We start from the raw sequence: 13,997 nt of genomic DNA on the forward strand, positions 1-13,997 counted from the left end.
AATACACAATAAATAGAATTCTATAAAAATAATAACAGTTATTCTAACTTGTTTTTCTAGTTAATTGCTAAATTCTAAAAATAATTCAATATATAGTATGTAATACAGATATTACTGTTTTTAATTATGTTTTATTGAGTATTTTTTATTATTAATTATTTTAATAAAACCGCACTTATTATTTATCATCAAATGAGTAAAAGTGCGGTTTTATATTATTTGAATTTTAATTAACGACCGAAGTAATTATCCCAATCTTTCCATACAGGTTGTAATCCTCGCTCTTTTAATACGTTAATCACATCGTTTACATGACGATTATCATTAGGTGAAAACTGTTCTAACTCTTCATGGCTATCCGAATATCCACCGGGTTGAGTTTTAGATCCTGCACTAATGTTATTAATCGCTAAAGGTACAGTGTTATCACGAAAATAAGGTGATTCTCGTGTTGAAAGTGAAAGCTCAACATCTGGCGCTAAGATGCGAAAAGCACAGATGAGTTGAACTAATTCCGCTTCACTCATTACCGATGCAGGGCTAAGTCCACCGGCGCAAGGGCGCAAACGAGGAAAAGAGATAGAGTAACGGCTTTTCCAATAGCGTTTTTGTAAGAACATGAGATGTTCTGCCACCATATAACAGTCGCTACGCCACTGGCTTGAAAGACCAATCAATGCACCTAAACCAATCTTATCAATTCCAGCTTGCCCTAATCTGTCAGGTGTTTGTAGTCGCCAATGGAAATCTTGTTTTTTACCTTTTAGATGATGGAGCTGATAAGTTGGTTCATGATAGGTTTCTTGATAAACCATCACGCCATCAATACCTAGTGTTTTTAATTCTGCATATTCTTCTGTTGCAAGAGGTTGCACTTCCATCATTAATGAACTGAAATTTTCTCGAATAAGAGGGATATATTGGCGAAAATAATCCATACCCACTTTTCTTTGGTGCTCTCCAGTCACTAATAACAAGCTATCAAAACCTAATTGTCTGATGCTATTACATTCGGCAATGATCTCACTTTTATTTAATGTTTTACGTTTAATGGCATTACTCATTGAAAAACCACAATAAGTGCAATCATTGGCGCATAGATTAGAAAGATAAAGTGGAACATATAATCCCACAATATTACCAAAACGTTGTCGAGTGAGTTGCTGAGCACGTTGTGCCATCGGTTCTAAATAATGTCGACCCGCAGGTGAAATCAGCGCCATAAAATCATCAAGTGTAAGGGAATGGCGATTTAATGCGGCTTCAACATCTGCATTGGTTTTACTATTGAGTTTTAATGTAATGTCATCCCAGTCGAGTTGCTGCCAATAATCAGAGAAAGTGTCCATTAGAATGCCTCTAAGTATTGAGTTAATGGACTAGAGGCTTGTGCTTGCATATTTACAACTGAATTGGGTGTAGCAAGCCCTGATTGTCGAGCAAGTTCACCAGCATCAAGTGCCGCTTTAAATGCTTGCGCCATTAGAATCGGATTTTTGGCAACAGCAATTGCGGTATTAACTAATACTGCATCCGCACCTAACTCTAAAGCTTCGAGTGCATGACTTGGTGCACCAATACCAGCATCAACAACAACAGGAATTGAAGCTTGTTCAATAATAATTCGTAGGAAATCACGAGTCTGTAAACCTTGATTTGAGCCAATAGGAGAACCTAAAGGCATTACAGCTGCACAGCCAACTTCTTCTAAACGACGACATAAAACAGGATCAGCACTGCAATAAGGTAAAACAACAAAACCTTCTTTAACGAGGATTTCAGCGGCTTTAAGTGTTTCTATAGGATCGGGCAATAAATATTTGGTGTCAGGATGAATTTCTAATTTGACCCAATGGGTACCAAAGGCTTCTTTGGCTAAACGAGCCGCAAAAATAGCTTCTTGCGCTGTTTTTGCGCCTGATGTATTAGGTAATAATTTTACCCCCAATGATTTAAGAGGTGCGATTAAATCATCATTACCATTCTTTAAATCCACACGCTTCATTGCCATTGTTACTAATTGGCTACCCGAAGCCTTAATGGCTTCTGTCATAAGTGTTGGTGTTGCAAATTTTCCTGTGCCTGTAAAAAGTCTAGATGCGAATGTTGTATCAGCAATTTTTAACATATCAGCCCCCTGCAATTGCTTGGAAGAGAAGAATAGTATCGCCATCATTAATAAAATGTGTTTCCCAGTTTTCACGGGGAACAATGGTTTCATTGATAGCAAGTGCCACACCAATGGGTGGTTGCTCTAACTGAATAAGGAGCTGGCAGATAGTGACAGGCATATCCAGAGAATATTGTTCGTCATTTACGGTAATGTTCATGCTACCCCTCGACAAACAGGACATGTTTTTGATGGTGTTAAATGCAAAGTGCTCCAATTTTGTTTTCTACCATCGAAAAGGCGAAGTTTTCCACTTAAAGAACAGGGTAAACCAGAGAGCAATTTAATCGCTTCAAGTGCCTGAAGTGTGCCAATTACGCCCACAACAGGGCCTAGAATTCCGGCTGTTCTGCAATTTCTTTGTGGTTCAGTTTCATCAGGATAAAGGCAGTGATAGCAGCCATGAGTAAAAGGAGGTTCAAACACCATAAGCTGACCACTAAATCCTACGGCACTGCCACTGATAAGCGGAGTTTGCTGTATGACACAGGTACGGTTAATCGCTTGGCGTGTGAGCATGTTATCTGTGCAATCTAAAACTAAATTAACTTCTTTAACTAATTTAGATAATGAATCATCATTAATACGTTGTTTATAAGAGGTAATTTTTATATCTGGATTTAGTGCAAGTAGAGACTGCTTTGCGACCTCTGATTTTGCACCAGGAATATCTTGATTACGATAAAGAATTTGACGTTGTAGATTAGAAACATGTAAGTCATCATCATCAACTAAAATAAGCTCACCAATACCTGCACCAGCAAGATAAAGCGATGCGGGGGAGCCTAATCCACCAAGCCCAATAATCAGTACCTTTGCTTGTTGAAGCTTTTTTTGACCTTCTAAGCCAATATCTTCTAACATCACTTGTCGGCTATAACGCATAAAATCATTATCATTTAGCATGATGGTTTTCCTTCTACTAATTCTAATAATTTACGAGTCACTTGTTGCCAATCTGGCGCTTTTGTTATTGCACTGACTAGGGCAACGCTCCCCACACCAGTTGCAACAACATCAGGTACTCTTTCTAATGAGATCCCTCCAATAGCAACAGTTGGAAAATCAGGTGTCTGTTCTACTTGATGTTTGAGAGCCTTCAACCCTTGGGGTTTAGATGGCATATCTTTTGTTGTGGTTGGAAATATATGCCCTAATGCGATGTAAGATGGACGTAATGTTTTCGCTCTTTGTAATTCCACTTCATCGTGAGTGGAAATACCAAGGCGTAATCCTGATTGTTTAATGGCATTGAGGTCGGCAGTATCGAGATCTTCTTGACCAAGATGAATACCGTAAGCGTGATGTTTAATGGCGAGTTGCCAATAATCATTGATAAACAGTCTTGCATGATACTGTTCACCTAATTTTATTGCTTCAATGATCTTCTGTTCAACATCGTCTGGCTGTTTATCTTTTATGCGTAATTGCAGGGTAGTAACGCCTGTTTTTAACAGGCGTTCGATCCATTCAACAGAATCAACAACAGGATAAAGCCCAAGCTTTTTTTCTGTTGATGCAAAAGGTGTGTTAGAGGATCTGTTCATTTTCAGTTACCTCAACACTGGCGATTTCTGCACTGTGGTATAACTCACTTCCATGCTCTTTAAAGGCTTGAGACATTTGTTCCATACCAGCCGCATAATCACGTACTTCTTGCGTTATTTTCATTGAACAGAATTTAGGGCCACACATTGAGCAGAAATGAGCAACTTTTCCTGATGCTTGAGGCAAGGTTTCATCGTGATATTGGCGTGCCGTTTCAGGATCAAGCGCTAAATTGAATTGATCTTCCCATCTAAACTCAAACCGTGCTTTTGACATTGCATTATCACGAATTTGAGCGCCAGGATGACCTTTGGCTAAATCGGCGGCATGAGCGGCGATTTTATAAGTAATAAGCCCTTGTTTTACATCTTCTTTATTAGGTAAGCCAAGGTGTTCTTTGGGAGTAACATAACAGAGCATTGCGCAACCAAACCAGCCAATCATTGCTGCACCAATACCTGATGTGAAGTGATCATAACCTGGTGCAATATCTGTAGTGAGAGGGCCTAATGTGTAGAATGGCGCTTCATGACAATGTTCTAACTCTTCTGTCATATTACGGCGGATCATCTGCATTGGCACATGACCAGGGCCTTCAATCATCACTTGAACATCGTATTCCCAAGCAATTTTTGTCAGTTCACCTAGGGTATGTAATTCAGAAAATTGTGCTTCATCGTTGGCATCTTGAATTGATCCCGGTCTTAATCCATCACCTAATGATAATGAAACATCATAGGCAGCACAGATTTCGCAAATTTCACGGAAATGTTCATACAGGAAATTCTCTTTATGATGTGATAAACACCATTTCGCCATTATCGAACCGCCACGAGACACAATACCCGTTAGGCGTTTTGCTGTCATTGGTACATAACGTAACAATACACCTGCATGAATAGTAAAGTAATCTACGCCTTGCTCTGCTTGTTCGAGTAACGTATCACGGAACATTTCCCAAGTGAGATCTTCGGCAATTCCATTTACTTTTTCTAGGGCTTGATAGATAGGAACAGTACCGATAGGAACAGGGCTGTTACGAATGATCCATTCACGCGTTTCATGAATATAACGACCCGTTGAGAGATCCATAACGGTATCCGCTCCCCAGCGTGTAGACCAAATTAGCTTTTCAACTTCTTCTTCAATCGAAGAGGTGACTGAAGAGTTTCCGATATTGGCATTCACTTTGACTAGGAAATTACGACCAATAATCATTGGCTCTGATTCAGGGTGATTGATATTGGCAGGAATAATTGCTCGACCCGCCGCAACTTCTTGGCGTACAAATTCAGGGGTAATATTGTCAGGGAGATGAGCACCAAAGCTAAAACCAGCATGTTGCTGGCGTAAGACTTCGCTGTGGATCCGCTCACGCCCCATGTTTTCACGAATAGCAATAAATTCCATTTCAGGCGTAATAATACCTTTGCGAGCATAATGTAATTGCGTCACTCTTTTGCCATTTAACGCTTTTTTAGGATTTGGTTTTAAGGGGAAACGCAGATGTTCTAATCCGGCATCAGAAAGACGCTGTTGGGTGAAATCCGAACTTAAAAGTGAAAGTGTTTCGATATCATTGCGCTCATCAATCCATGGTTGGCGTATTTTTTTTAATCCAAGATTAACGTCAAGTTGAGAAGCTGGATCGCCATAAGGACCTGATGTGTCATACACTGGCACAGGTTCATTCTCTTCAAAAACAGGGGAATCTTTCGATCCTCCTACTAGCGTTTTATCAAGTTGGATCTCACGCATTGGTACCTGAATGTCAGTACGTGAGCCTTCAAGGTAAATGCGGTTTGAATTTGGAAAACTTACGCCTTGAATGGTGTTGATAAACTCTTGGGCTGCATCACGCTGTTCTTTTCGCGGACGCTGTTTGTTGTTTGTTGGTGAAATATCTTTAACGGATATAGTTTGATTTTGGGACATAGCATTTCCTAATAAATATCATGCAGGCTAATTGCCTGTCGGGTGAATATTGAGAAAAATGCTTGTCTGGAGGTCGCAGGGAGTATCGACAGATAGGTGTATATAGGTGTGTAAAAAATATACGCAATGAAACTATCAAAAGGTCGAGTCACTCTTGTTCCCTTCGCGGGTATTAACCCGATCAGGTTCCGCGGATCCCGAATTAACGGTCTCAGCCTGTGTTTATAATAGCCTTATAAACACTAGGCACTCCGACAAGAAGATATCCAGTATATGAAAGATTTTAAAAACTACAAGTCCGATATTGATTATTTATTCAAATTGCAATGGCGCAGTTACTACTCTTTTTCATCTGCTTTAACAGTCATAATATGATTAACTTGATAACATCATCGAAGATTGTAAGCTAAACCTATATGTGAAGTAGATATAAATGTTCTTAATCTATTTTTCTGGGGAAAGTTTACAAATGAGAGAGGATAGAGAGAATACATTGAGTGGTTCTTGATAAAGAGAGTATCCTCTATTCTATATCATTATTTTGGATAGAATGGTCGTTATGCATTTATATACATTAACAGGTTCAGAAAAGGGCTGGTGGACAGTCAGTCTTGGTGGACGAGTGTGGTTACCTAAAGGTGAACTTCCGTTTGGTTTAGCTAAAGATTGGGATCTTATTGGTCAGCACGCCAAAATTGTGGGTGAATGGCAAGGTGAAACAGTTTGGCTTATTCATGGAAAAATGGATAACGACATGTGCTCACCAAGACTTATCGCCTCACAAGATGAAAACTTATTTAAATTAGTCGGTCGTGGTGTCCAACTGGCTGAGTTTTATCGTTCTCACCGTTTTTGTGGTTATTGTGGTTCTAAAATGCGCCATAGTGAAAGCGAATGGGCATGTTTATGCGATAACTGCCATGAACGTTATTATCCGCAAATTGCCCCTTGTATTATTGTGGGTATTCGCCATGAAGATAAAATCTTACTCGCGCATCATGTTAGACATAAACATTCCCCCCTTTATACCGTGCTTGCCGGTTTTGTTGAGGTTGGTGAAACATTAGAAGAAGCCGTGGCCCGTGAAGTGTTTGAAGAGAGCAATATTCGTATTCGCAATATTCGCTATGTATCATCTCAGCCTTGGCCGTTTCCTCATTCCTTAATGATGGGCTTTTTAGCTGATTATGATGGTGGCGAACTACGTCATGATCCTTCTGAATTAACCAGTGCAGGTTGGTATCGCTACGATCAATTACCGCAGATCCCACCGCCAGACACTATTGCCCGACGCTTAATAGAAGACACGATAGCCAATATTAGACAAGATAAAGAAAAGAACTAAATAAAGGCGCTGTCTGCCAACAGTTATTTTTCCAGCATGTTACAATGCATGCTATTTTGCGGCCCTATTACTGTTAATGGAGTTAGTCATGAGTGAGTTGAAAAACGACCGCTATTTACGTGCGCTGTTGCGCCAACCTGTTGATGTCACCCCAGTTTGGATGATGCGTCAGGCAGGCAGATATCTTCCTGAATATAAGGAAACACGGGCACAGGCGGGGGATTTCATCTCATTGTGCAAGAATACAGAATTAGCATGTGAAGTGACATTACAGCCTTTAAGACGCTTCCCTTTAGATGCAGCTATTTTATTTTCTGATATTTTAACTATTCCAGATGCAATGGGGTTAGGTCTTTACTTTGAAACAGGTGAAGGTCCTCGTTTTAAATCACCCATAAATAGTCTTGATGATATTAAAAAATTGCCTATTCCTGATCCTGAAGATGAACTGGGATATGTGATGAATGCAGTACGTGCCATTCGTCATGCATTGCAAGGTAGTGTGCCATTAATTGGTTTTTCAGGAAGCCCTTGGACACTGGCAACCTATATGGTTGAAGGTGGAAGTAGTAAGGCCTTCACAAAAATCAAAAAAATGATGTACTCAGAGCCTCAAGCATTACATCTATTACTGGATAAACTGGCAGATAGCGTTATTCTGTATCTGAATGCTCAAATTAAAGCGGGCGCACAATCTATCATGATCTTTGATACATGGGGTGGTGTGCTAACAGGGCGTGATTACCAACTCTTCTCATTACACTATATGCATAAGATTGTTGATGGTCTTATCCGTGAATATGATGGAAGAAAAGTACCAGTCACTTTATTTACCAAAGGTGGCGGTCGCTGGCTAGAAGCGATGGCAGCGACAGGCTGCGATGCATTAGGGCTTGATTGGACGATTGATATTGAAGATGCACGCCGTCGAGTTGGGGATAAAGTTGCGCTACAAGGTAATATGGATCCTTCTATGCTGTATGCACCACCTGCCAGAATAGAACAAGAAGTCGAAACTATTCTTGCTGGGTTTGGTAAAGGCAACGGTCATGTCTTTAATCTTGGGCACGGTATTCATCAAGATGTTCCACCTGAACATGCTGGTGCATTTATTGATGCGGTTCACCGTTTATCGAAGCCTTATCATCAGGATAATGATTAATACCCAACAATTACGTCAGGAGCAGACAGAAAAAGCTCAACAGATTATTCTAGCAAACCAATTCACAGCACCAACTTATATAGCCGGTGCTGATGTTGGTTTTGAAGACGGTGGCGCGGTCACTCGCGCTGCCATCGTGATAATGCATTATCCTTCTTTTGAAATTCTTGAATACCAAATCGCGCGAATTCCTACGACTCTTCCTTATATCCCTGGTTTGCTTTCATTTAGAGAGTGCCCAGCGTTACTGACTGCTTGGCAATCAATCAAACAGAAACCTTCTCTTATTTTTGTCGATGGACAAGGTATTGCTCATCCCAGAAGACTTGGTGTTGCGAGTCATTTTGGTTTATTAGTGGATACACCGACTATTGGCGTAGCAAAAAGTCGTTTATGTGGCATTGATAAAGCAGTTAATGAAGAGATGGGAAGCCATGAGCCGTTAATGGATAAGAATGAGCAAATAGGGTGGATTTATCGCAGTAAGAAAAAATGTAAACCCCTATATATTTCTCCGGGTCATAAAGTGAGTATGGAAGGCGCTTTGCAGTGGGTTGAGTTGTGTATGAAAGGATATCGATTGCCAGAACCAACGCGTTGGGCTGATGGTATTGCTTCAAATAGGCGATTATTTGAGCAGTTGAATAAGAATAAGCTCTAAATGACCGGGAAATATGTGGATATTTTTAATTTTCAGGTAAACTGCGCCTAAGTTAAGAAAATGAGTAATCACGAATGTTGAAGAACCCAATCCATTTACGTTTAGAAAAGCTAGAAGCTTGGCAACACCTGACGTTTATGGCGTGCCTGTGTGAGAGAATGTACCCAAATTATCAGGTATTTTGTCGTGAAACAGGTTTTACCGATCCAATGCTTTATCGCCGTATTCTCGATCTGGTTTGGGAAACTTTAACGGTGAAAGATGCAAAGGTTAATTTTGATTCTCAATTAGAGAAATTAGAAGAAGCAATTCCTGATGCATCTCAGTTCGAGATTTATGGTGTCTATCCTGCGATTGACGCCTGTGTTGCACTTAGTGAAATTGTTCACTCTCGTTTAAGCGGTGAATCATTAAGTCACGCTATTGAAGTGAGTAAATTATCAGTAGGGACAGTGGCTTCACTTGAAATGACACAGGCAGAAAGAGAAATGAGTGAAGAAGAGCTTAGATCTCTACCTGCTGTTATTGAAGAGTTCGATATCCAATGGGAAATTTACCGTCTACTTGTAGAATGTGAAGAAAGAGATGTCGAATTGATCAAAGGTCTACGCGCAGACCTTCGTGAAGCTGGAATGAGCAATATCGGTATAGAATTAACGCACTAAATCAGAAAAACGTGATTTAGTGCTTGAAAAGCGACGTTTAAAGACTTCACATCACCCCCGTGTATGTTCTACATTGGGTACGAAAAGAAGTGGCTCAGGTGTTTTACTTAATTTATTCTCTTAAAAGATAAGTTAAGTTTTTTCACCAGATGTTTTTCAAACGATAAAACATACTTTAAGGACTATTTTATGAACAAAGCTGAATTAACCGAATCAGTTGCTGAAAAAGCGGATCTGACAAAAACTCAAGCAAAAGCTGCTATTGAAGCGTTTATCGATTCAGTAACAGGTGCTCTGAAAGAAGGCGATTCTGTACAGTTAGTTGGTTTCGGTACATTCAAGGTGAATCACCGTGCAGAGCGTACTGGTCGTAACCCTCAAACTGGTAAAGAAATTAAAATTGCAGCAGCTAACGTTCCTGCATTTACTGCCGGTAAAGCACTGAAAGACGCAGTAAAATAATTCCTTTGAACGGAATGAACAATAGAGGGGGATTTACTCCCCTTTTGTTGAAACGACAGGGGCTGTTAGCAATAGGATCTGCTTTTTTGCTCAGCGCCTGCTCCTCTACTGTGCAACTACCTGAATTTTCTGCAACAGGTTATATTGCAGACGAAGGTGTTGTGCGACTATGGCGTTTAAATAATACAGCGTCAGAACCTCAAGTGATCATGAGCGTTTATAGCTTTTATAAAAAGCCAGAAACTGTCATCACATTCTATGAGTACCGCCAAAATAAGCTTTGGCAAGTCCGCTCTGAAGTTATCAATCCTAATGAGCCCTCATCTTGGCACCTTCGTTTAAATAAACGTGGTGAAGTTATTTTCATGCAACAAGAAAGCCAGAAGCAAAAACGAGCATTAACAGAAGATGAACGTTTAAGAATGGTATTTGCTGCAAGTAAAGAGCGTGAAATCAGTGAAGCGCTTACTATTGGGAAAGTAAATTTAGTACAGGGTGTCTGGTATCAAAATACAATGACAACATGTGCTGGCGAGAAGGTGAGTATTTCATTTGAAGATCCAGAACAACGCTGGTTAAAAACAAGAACGCGTAATTCAAATAAGCCTTCTTATGTTGCTTGGCTTGATTCACCAGAAGGTAAGCAATTACTTATGGTTGCAGAACACGATTTTTGTAAATGGGAACCAACAAAAGAGAGTTTGTGATCACTCCCTTTTGCTGTTGTTAATTTATTTTTTTAAGCGTGCAATCGCTCGATAGCCGATATCATGGCGATAAAAACTACCATCCCAATGAATACCTTTCGCTAAAGCATAAGCATTCTTTTGAGCTTGCTCGATATCATCACCTAATGCAGTAACACAGAGTACTCGCCCGCCAGCCGTGATGACCTCGCGTTTGTCATTGAGTGTTGTTCCAGCTTGAAATACCTTTGCCGTTGTTGACGATGTTGGTGTTAAGCCTTCGATAACATCACCTTGACGATAATCTGCAGGGTAGCCGCCAGCTGCAATCACAACGCCTAAAGCTGGACGATGATCCCAGCGGGAATCTTTATCTTTTAAGTGACCTTTTGCTCCGGCTAAGCAGAGTTCAACTAAGTCAGATTGCATACGCATCATAATAGGTTGAGTTTCTGGATCACCAAAACGACAGTTAAACTCAATAACCTTAGCAACACCTTGTTTATCAATCATCAGCCCTGCATAAAGGAAGCCTTGGTAACGATGTCCTTCAGAAGCCATTCCCTTAACTGTTGGATAAATAATTTTTTCCATTACTTGCTGGTGGATTTCTGGTGTAACAACAGGTGCAGGTGAATATGCACCCATTCCCCCTGTATTAGGCCCCGTATCTCCATCGCCAACACGTTTATGATCTTGGCTTGTAGCCATTGGGATCACGTGTTCACCATCAACCATGACAATAAAGCTAGCTTCTTCACCATCAAGAAATTCTTCGATAACAATACGATGTCCTGCATCACCAAAAACGTTGCCAGCCAGCATATCTTTAATTGCAGCTTCAGCCTCAGCTTGCGTCATTGCAACAATAACGCCTTTACCTGCGGCTAAACCATCTGCTTTGATAACAATTGGCGCACCCACTTTATTTAGGTACTCAAGTGCAGGCGCTATTTCTGTAAAATTTTGATAATCCGCAGTTGGAATTTTATGGCGAGCTAAAAAATCTTTTGTGAAGGCTTTAGAACCTTCTAATTGAGCGGCTCCTTTTGTTGGACCAAAGATGGTCAGCCCCGCTTTTTTAAATGCATCGACAACACCAATAACCAGTGGTGCTTCTGGGCCTACGATAGTTAAATCAATTTGATTTTTGAGGGCAAATGCGACTAATGCAGGAATATCTGTTGCACTAATAGCCACATTCTCAACACCATTTTCTAATGCTGTTCCAGCATTACCAGGGGCAACAAAAACGTGTGTTGCAAGCGGTGACTGAACCGCTTTCCAAGCTAAAGCATGTTCACGACCGCCATTACCAATAATCAAAATCTTCATATCAATACCTTATTAATGACGGAAGTGGCGCATATTGGTGAAAATCATTGCGATGTTATGTTCATTTGCAGCAGCAATCACTTCATCATCACGAATTGAGCCACCAGGCTGAATAACACAAGTCACACCAGCAAGTGCGGCTGCATCAATACCATCTCTAAATGGGAAGAATGCGTCTGACGCCATTGCACAACCTGCAACTTCTAAACCTTCATCAGCTGCTTTAATACCCGCAATTTTTGCAGAATACACACGGCTCATTTGTCCTGCACCAATGCCGACAGTCATATCGTTTTTAGCGTAAACAATGGCATTTGATTTCACAAATTTTGCGACTTTCCAGCAAAAGAGTGCATCTTTAAGTTCACGTTCACTTGGTTGACGTTGAGTGACCACTCTTAAGTTTTCTTCTTTTACCATACCCAAGTCACGATCTTGAACTAACAGTCCACCATTAACACGTTTGAAATCTAACGCTGGTTTTGCTTCTTGCCATTGACCACAAGCTAATACACGAACATTTGGTTTTGTTTCTAAAATTGGTAGTGCATCTTCATTAATAGAAGGTGCGATGATTACTTCAACAAACTGGCGTTCGATGATTGCACTTGCTGTTTTTGCATCTAATGGACGATTGAATGCGATAATGCCACCAAATGCAGAGGTTGGATCGGTTTTGAAGGCATTGTCATAAGCTTGTTCGAGCGTATTCGCAATTGCAACACCGCAAGGATTTGCATGTTTCACAATAACACAAGCTGGCTCGGAGAATGATTTCACACATTCTAATGCCGCGTCAGTATCCGCAATGTTGTTATAAGAAAGCGCTTTGCCTTGTAATTGGTTTGCAGTGGCAATAGATGCTTCTTCTATATTCTCTTCTATATAGAAAGCTGCTTGCTGATGAGCATTCTCACCATAACGCATATCTTGTTTCTTTATATAGTTCAGATTTAAAGTACGAGGGAAAGTACCTGATGGCTGTGAAGTATCGCCATAATAAGGTGCAACTTTCTGACCAAAGTAGTTAGCAATCATTCCGTCATAAGCCGCTGTATGTTCAAAGGCTTTAATTGCCAAATCAAAGCGTGTATCTAAAGTAAGGCTATTTTCGTGATTATCCATTTCTTCAATCACTCTTTCATAGTCATTACTATTTACTACAATCGTAACGTCTTTATGATTTTTCGCTGCGGAGCGAACCATTGTTGGTCCACCAATATCGATATTCTCCACTGCATCTGCTAATGAGCAATCTGGACGAGCTACCGTTTTAGCGAAAGGATAAAGATTTACGACGACCATATCGATAGGACGAATTTCATGTTCTTCCATAATTGCATCGTCTTGCCCACGACGACCTAAAATTCCACCATGTACTTTAGGGTGCAGCGTTTTTACTCTGCCATCCATCATTTCTGGAAAACCTGTGTAATCGGAGACTTCAATAACCGGTAAGCCAGCTTCTGCTAATAGACGTGCGGTTCCGCCTGTCGATAAGAGTTCTACTTCTCTTTCAACAAGTGCTTTAGCAAATTCTAAAATACCTGCTTTATCAGACACACTTAAAAGTGCACGGCGAATAGGACGAAGATGTTGCATGAGTTTTATCCCTTGGGGTTGGTATAACGGTAGTAATGATGAAGTTAAATCACATTAATACAGTGAAATTGTGTTTGCTTAACTAACATTTCAGAAGATAGACACAAAATCAATCTTACTTAATCGACCGATATGATAACGCAAACGTTTGCTTTTGACATGCTAATTTTATGTAAAAAGGTGCTCTGTGGATAAAATTGTTGATAAGTGCGTATAAGTAGGGGTTTTGCTGTGGAATTAAGCAAACGATTTTTTTTCTAAAAAAAACTATTGCCAGCCTCAGAAAACTCCCTATAATGCGTCCTCGTTGTCACGGCAAACCACGCTAAGTGAGTTAGCCAAGAAAACGAAGAAAAAAAGTGAAAAGCCTTGAAAATAAACGCTTGACACTGAATGAGGAAGATGTAGAATGCACCTCCTCGCAAC

14 protein-coding genes and 1 riboswitch are annotated in these 13,997 nt (G+C 40.3%); of the genes, 6 read left to right on the top strand and 8 right to left on the bottom strand.

Translation table 11 applies throughout. The annotated features are described in order from the left end of the window. Positions 1-230: 230 nt before the first annotated feature. The 6 genes from thiH to thiC are packed head-to-tail and all read right to left on the bottom strand — an operon-like array spanning position 231 to position 5,653. Positions 231-1,349 carry a 2-iminoacetate synthase ThiH gene (gene thiH, locus CBE70_RS06435; protein WP_100158686.1) on the bottom strand — a complete coding sequence of 373 codons (1,119 nt, stop codon included), beginning with the start codon at positions 1,347-1,349 and terminating at the stop codon, positions 231-233. Beyond that, positions 1,349-2,128: a thiazole synthase gene (locus CBE70_RS06440; RefSeq protein WP_100158687.1), complete on the bottom strand. Its 780-nt coding sequence runs from the start codon at positions 2,126-2,128 to the stop codon at positions 1,349-1,351. Before CBE70_RS06440 ends, thiH begins: the two co-directional genes overlap by 1 nt. A 1-nt stretch (position 2,129) precedes the next feature. Then, the gene (thiS, locus tag CBE70_RS06445; RefSeq protein ID WP_006534717.1) at positions 2,130-2,330 is read right to left on the bottom strand and encodes a sulfur carrier protein ThiS; all 201 of its coding nucleotides are present in this window, start codon (positions 2,328-2,330) and stop codon (positions 2,130-2,132) included. Next, entirely contained in the window at positions 2,327-3,076 is a 750-nt protein-coding gene (locus CBE70_RS06450; protein ID WP_100158688.1) for a HesA/MoeB/ThiF family protein, read from the bottom strand. The genes thiS and CBE70_RS06450 overlap by 4 nt, the downstream gene beginning before the upstream one ends. Then, positions 3,070-3,717, bottom strand: a complete 648-nt coding sequence (gene thiE, locus CBE70_RS06455; RefSeq protein WP_100158689.1) for a thiamine phosphate synthase — start codon at positions 3,715-3,717, stop codon at positions 3,070-3,072. The genes CBE70_RS06450 and thiE overlap by 7 nt, the downstream gene beginning before the upstream one ends. Next, a complete protein-coding gene (gene thiC, locus CBE70_RS06460; protein WP_100158690.1) occupies positions 3,701-5,653 on the bottom strand; it encodes a phosphomethylpyrimidine synthase ThiC in 1,953 nt (650 codons plus the stop codon). The genes thiE and thiC overlap by 17 nt, the downstream gene beginning before the upstream one ends. Before the next feature lie 141 nt (positions 5,654-5,794). Further along, positions 5,795-5,917: riboswitch (TPP riboswitch) on the bottom strand. A gap of 295 nt (positions 5,918-6,212) precedes the next feature. Between thiC and nudC the strand changes: the two genes are divergently transcribed. From nudC to CBE70_RS06490, 6 genes are all read left to right on the top strand, one after another. Beyond that, positions 6,213-6,998: an NAD(+) diphosphatase gene (gene nudC, locus CBE70_RS06465; protein WP_069368758.1), complete on the top strand. Its 786-nt coding sequence runs from the start codon at positions 6,213-6,215 to the stop codon at positions 6,996-6,998. An 88-nt stretch (positions 6,999-7,086) separates the two neighbouring features. Next, positions 7,087-8,160 carry a uroporphyrinogen decarboxylase gene (hemE, locus tag CBE70_RS06470; protein ID WP_098941737.1) on the top strand — a complete coding sequence of 358 codons (1,074 nt, stop codon included), beginning with the start codon at positions 7,087-7,089 and terminating at the stop codon, positions 8,158-8,160. Next, the gene (gene nfi / locus CBE70_RS06475) at positions 8,153-8,821 is read left to right on the top strand and encodes a deoxyribonuclease V (RefSeq protein WP_100158691.1); all 669 of its coding nucleotides are present in this window, start codon (positions 8,153-8,155) and stop codon (positions 8,819-8,821) included. The genes hemE and nfi overlap by 8 nt, the downstream gene beginning before the upstream one ends. Positions 8,822-8,895: 74 nt before the next feature. After that, entirely contained in the window at positions 8,896-9,486 is a 591-nt protein-coding gene (locus CBE70_RS06480; RefSeq protein ID WP_023583105.1) for a YjaG family protein, read from the top strand. A 189-nt stretch (positions 9,487-9,675) separates the two neighbouring features. Continuing rightward, positions 9,676-9,948 carry an HU family DNA-binding protein gene (locus CBE70_RS06485; protein ID WP_004246922.1) on the top strand — a complete coding sequence of 91 codons (273 nt, stop codon included), beginning with the start codon at positions 9,676-9,678 and terminating at the stop codon, positions 9,946-9,948. A 44-nt stretch (positions 9,949-9,992) separates the two neighbouring features. Continuing rightward, positions 9,993-10,655, top strand: coding sequence for a DUF1481 domain-containing protein (locus CBE70_RS06490; RefSeq protein WP_232797371.1), 663 nt, complete (start codon positions 9,993-9,995; stop codon positions 10,653-10,655). A 24-nt stretch (positions 10,656-10,679) separates the two neighbouring features. Here CBE70_RS06490 and purD read toward each other — a convergent pair whose 3' ends face one another. Beyond that, positions 10,680-11,969, bottom strand: a complete 1,290-nt coding sequence (gene purD / locus CBE70_RS06495) for a phosphoribosylamine--glycine ligase (protein WP_100158693.1) — start codon at positions 11,967-11,969, stop codon at positions 10,680-10,682. A gap of 12 nt (positions 11,970-11,981) precedes the next feature. Then, positions 11,982-13,571 (bottom strand): bifunctional phosphoribosylaminoimidazolecarboxamide formyltransferase/IMP cyclohydrolase, encoded by a 1,590-nt coding sequence (purH, locus tag CBE70_RS06500; protein WP_100158694.1) that lies wholly within the window; start codon positions 13,569-13,571, stop codon positions 11,982-11,984. Positions 13,572-13,997 lie beyond the last annotated feature (426 nt).

The sequence above is a fragment of the Proteus columbae genome (assembly GCF_002777965.1).
GTDB classification, from domain to species: Bacteria; Pseudomonadota; Gammaproteobacteria; order Enterobacterales; family Enterobacteriaceae; genus Proteus; species Proteus columbae.

What these genes read in the sequence shown, in the direction of transcription:
- thiH (WP_100158686.1), bottom strand. Translation starts at nt 1,349, where the DNA reads ATGGACACTTTCTCTGATTATTGGCAGCAACTCGACTGGGATGACATT.
- CBE70_RS06440 (WP_100158687.1), bottom strand. Translation starts at nt 2,128, where the DNA reads ATGTTAAAAATTGCTGATACAACATTCGCATCTAGACTTTTTACAGGC.
- thiS (WP_006534717.1), bottom strand. Translation starts at nt 2,330, where the DNA reads ATGAACATTACCGTAAATGACGAACAATATTCTCTGGATATGCCTGTC.
- CBE70_RS06450 (WP_100158688.1), bottom strand. Translation starts at nt 3,076, where the DNA reads ATGCTAAATGATAATGATTTTATGCGTTATAGCCGACAAGTGATGTTA.
- thiE (WP_100158689.1), bottom strand. Translation starts at nt 3,717, where the DNA reads ATGAACAGATCCTCTAACACACCTTTTGCATCAACAGAAAAAAAGCTT.
- thiC (WP_100158690.1), bottom strand. Translation starts at nt 5,653, where the DNA reads ATGTCCCAAAATCAAACTATATCCGTTAAAGATATTTCACCAACAAAC.
- nudC (WP_069368758.1), top strand. Translation starts at nt 6,213, where the DNA reads ATGCATTTATATACATTAACAGGTTCAGAAAAGGGCTGGTGGACAGTC.
- hemE (WP_098941737.1), top strand. Translation starts at nt 7,087, where the DNA reads ATGAGTGAGTTGAAAAACGACCGCTATTTACGTGCGCTGTTGCGCCAA.
- nfi (WP_100158691.1), top strand. Translation starts at nt 8,153, where the DNA reads ATGATTAATACCCAACAATTACGTCAGGAGCAGACAGAAAAAGCTCAA.
- CBE70_RS06480 (WP_023583105.1), top strand. Translation starts at nt 8,896, where the DNA reads ATGTTGAAGAACCCAATCCATTTACGTTTAGAAAAGCTAGAAGCTTGG.
- CBE70_RS06485 (WP_004246922.1), top strand. Translation starts at nt 9,676, where the DNA reads ATGAACAAAGCTGAATTAACCGAATCAGTTGCTGAAAAAGCGGATCTG.
- purD (WP_100158693.1), bottom strand. Translation starts at nt 11,969, where the DNA reads ATGAAGATTTTGATTATTGGTAATGGCGGTCGTGAACATGCTTTAGCT.
- purH (WP_100158694.1), bottom strand. Translation starts at nt 13,571, where the DNA reads ATGCAACATCTTCGTCCTATTCGCCGTGCACTTTTAAGTGTGTCTGAT.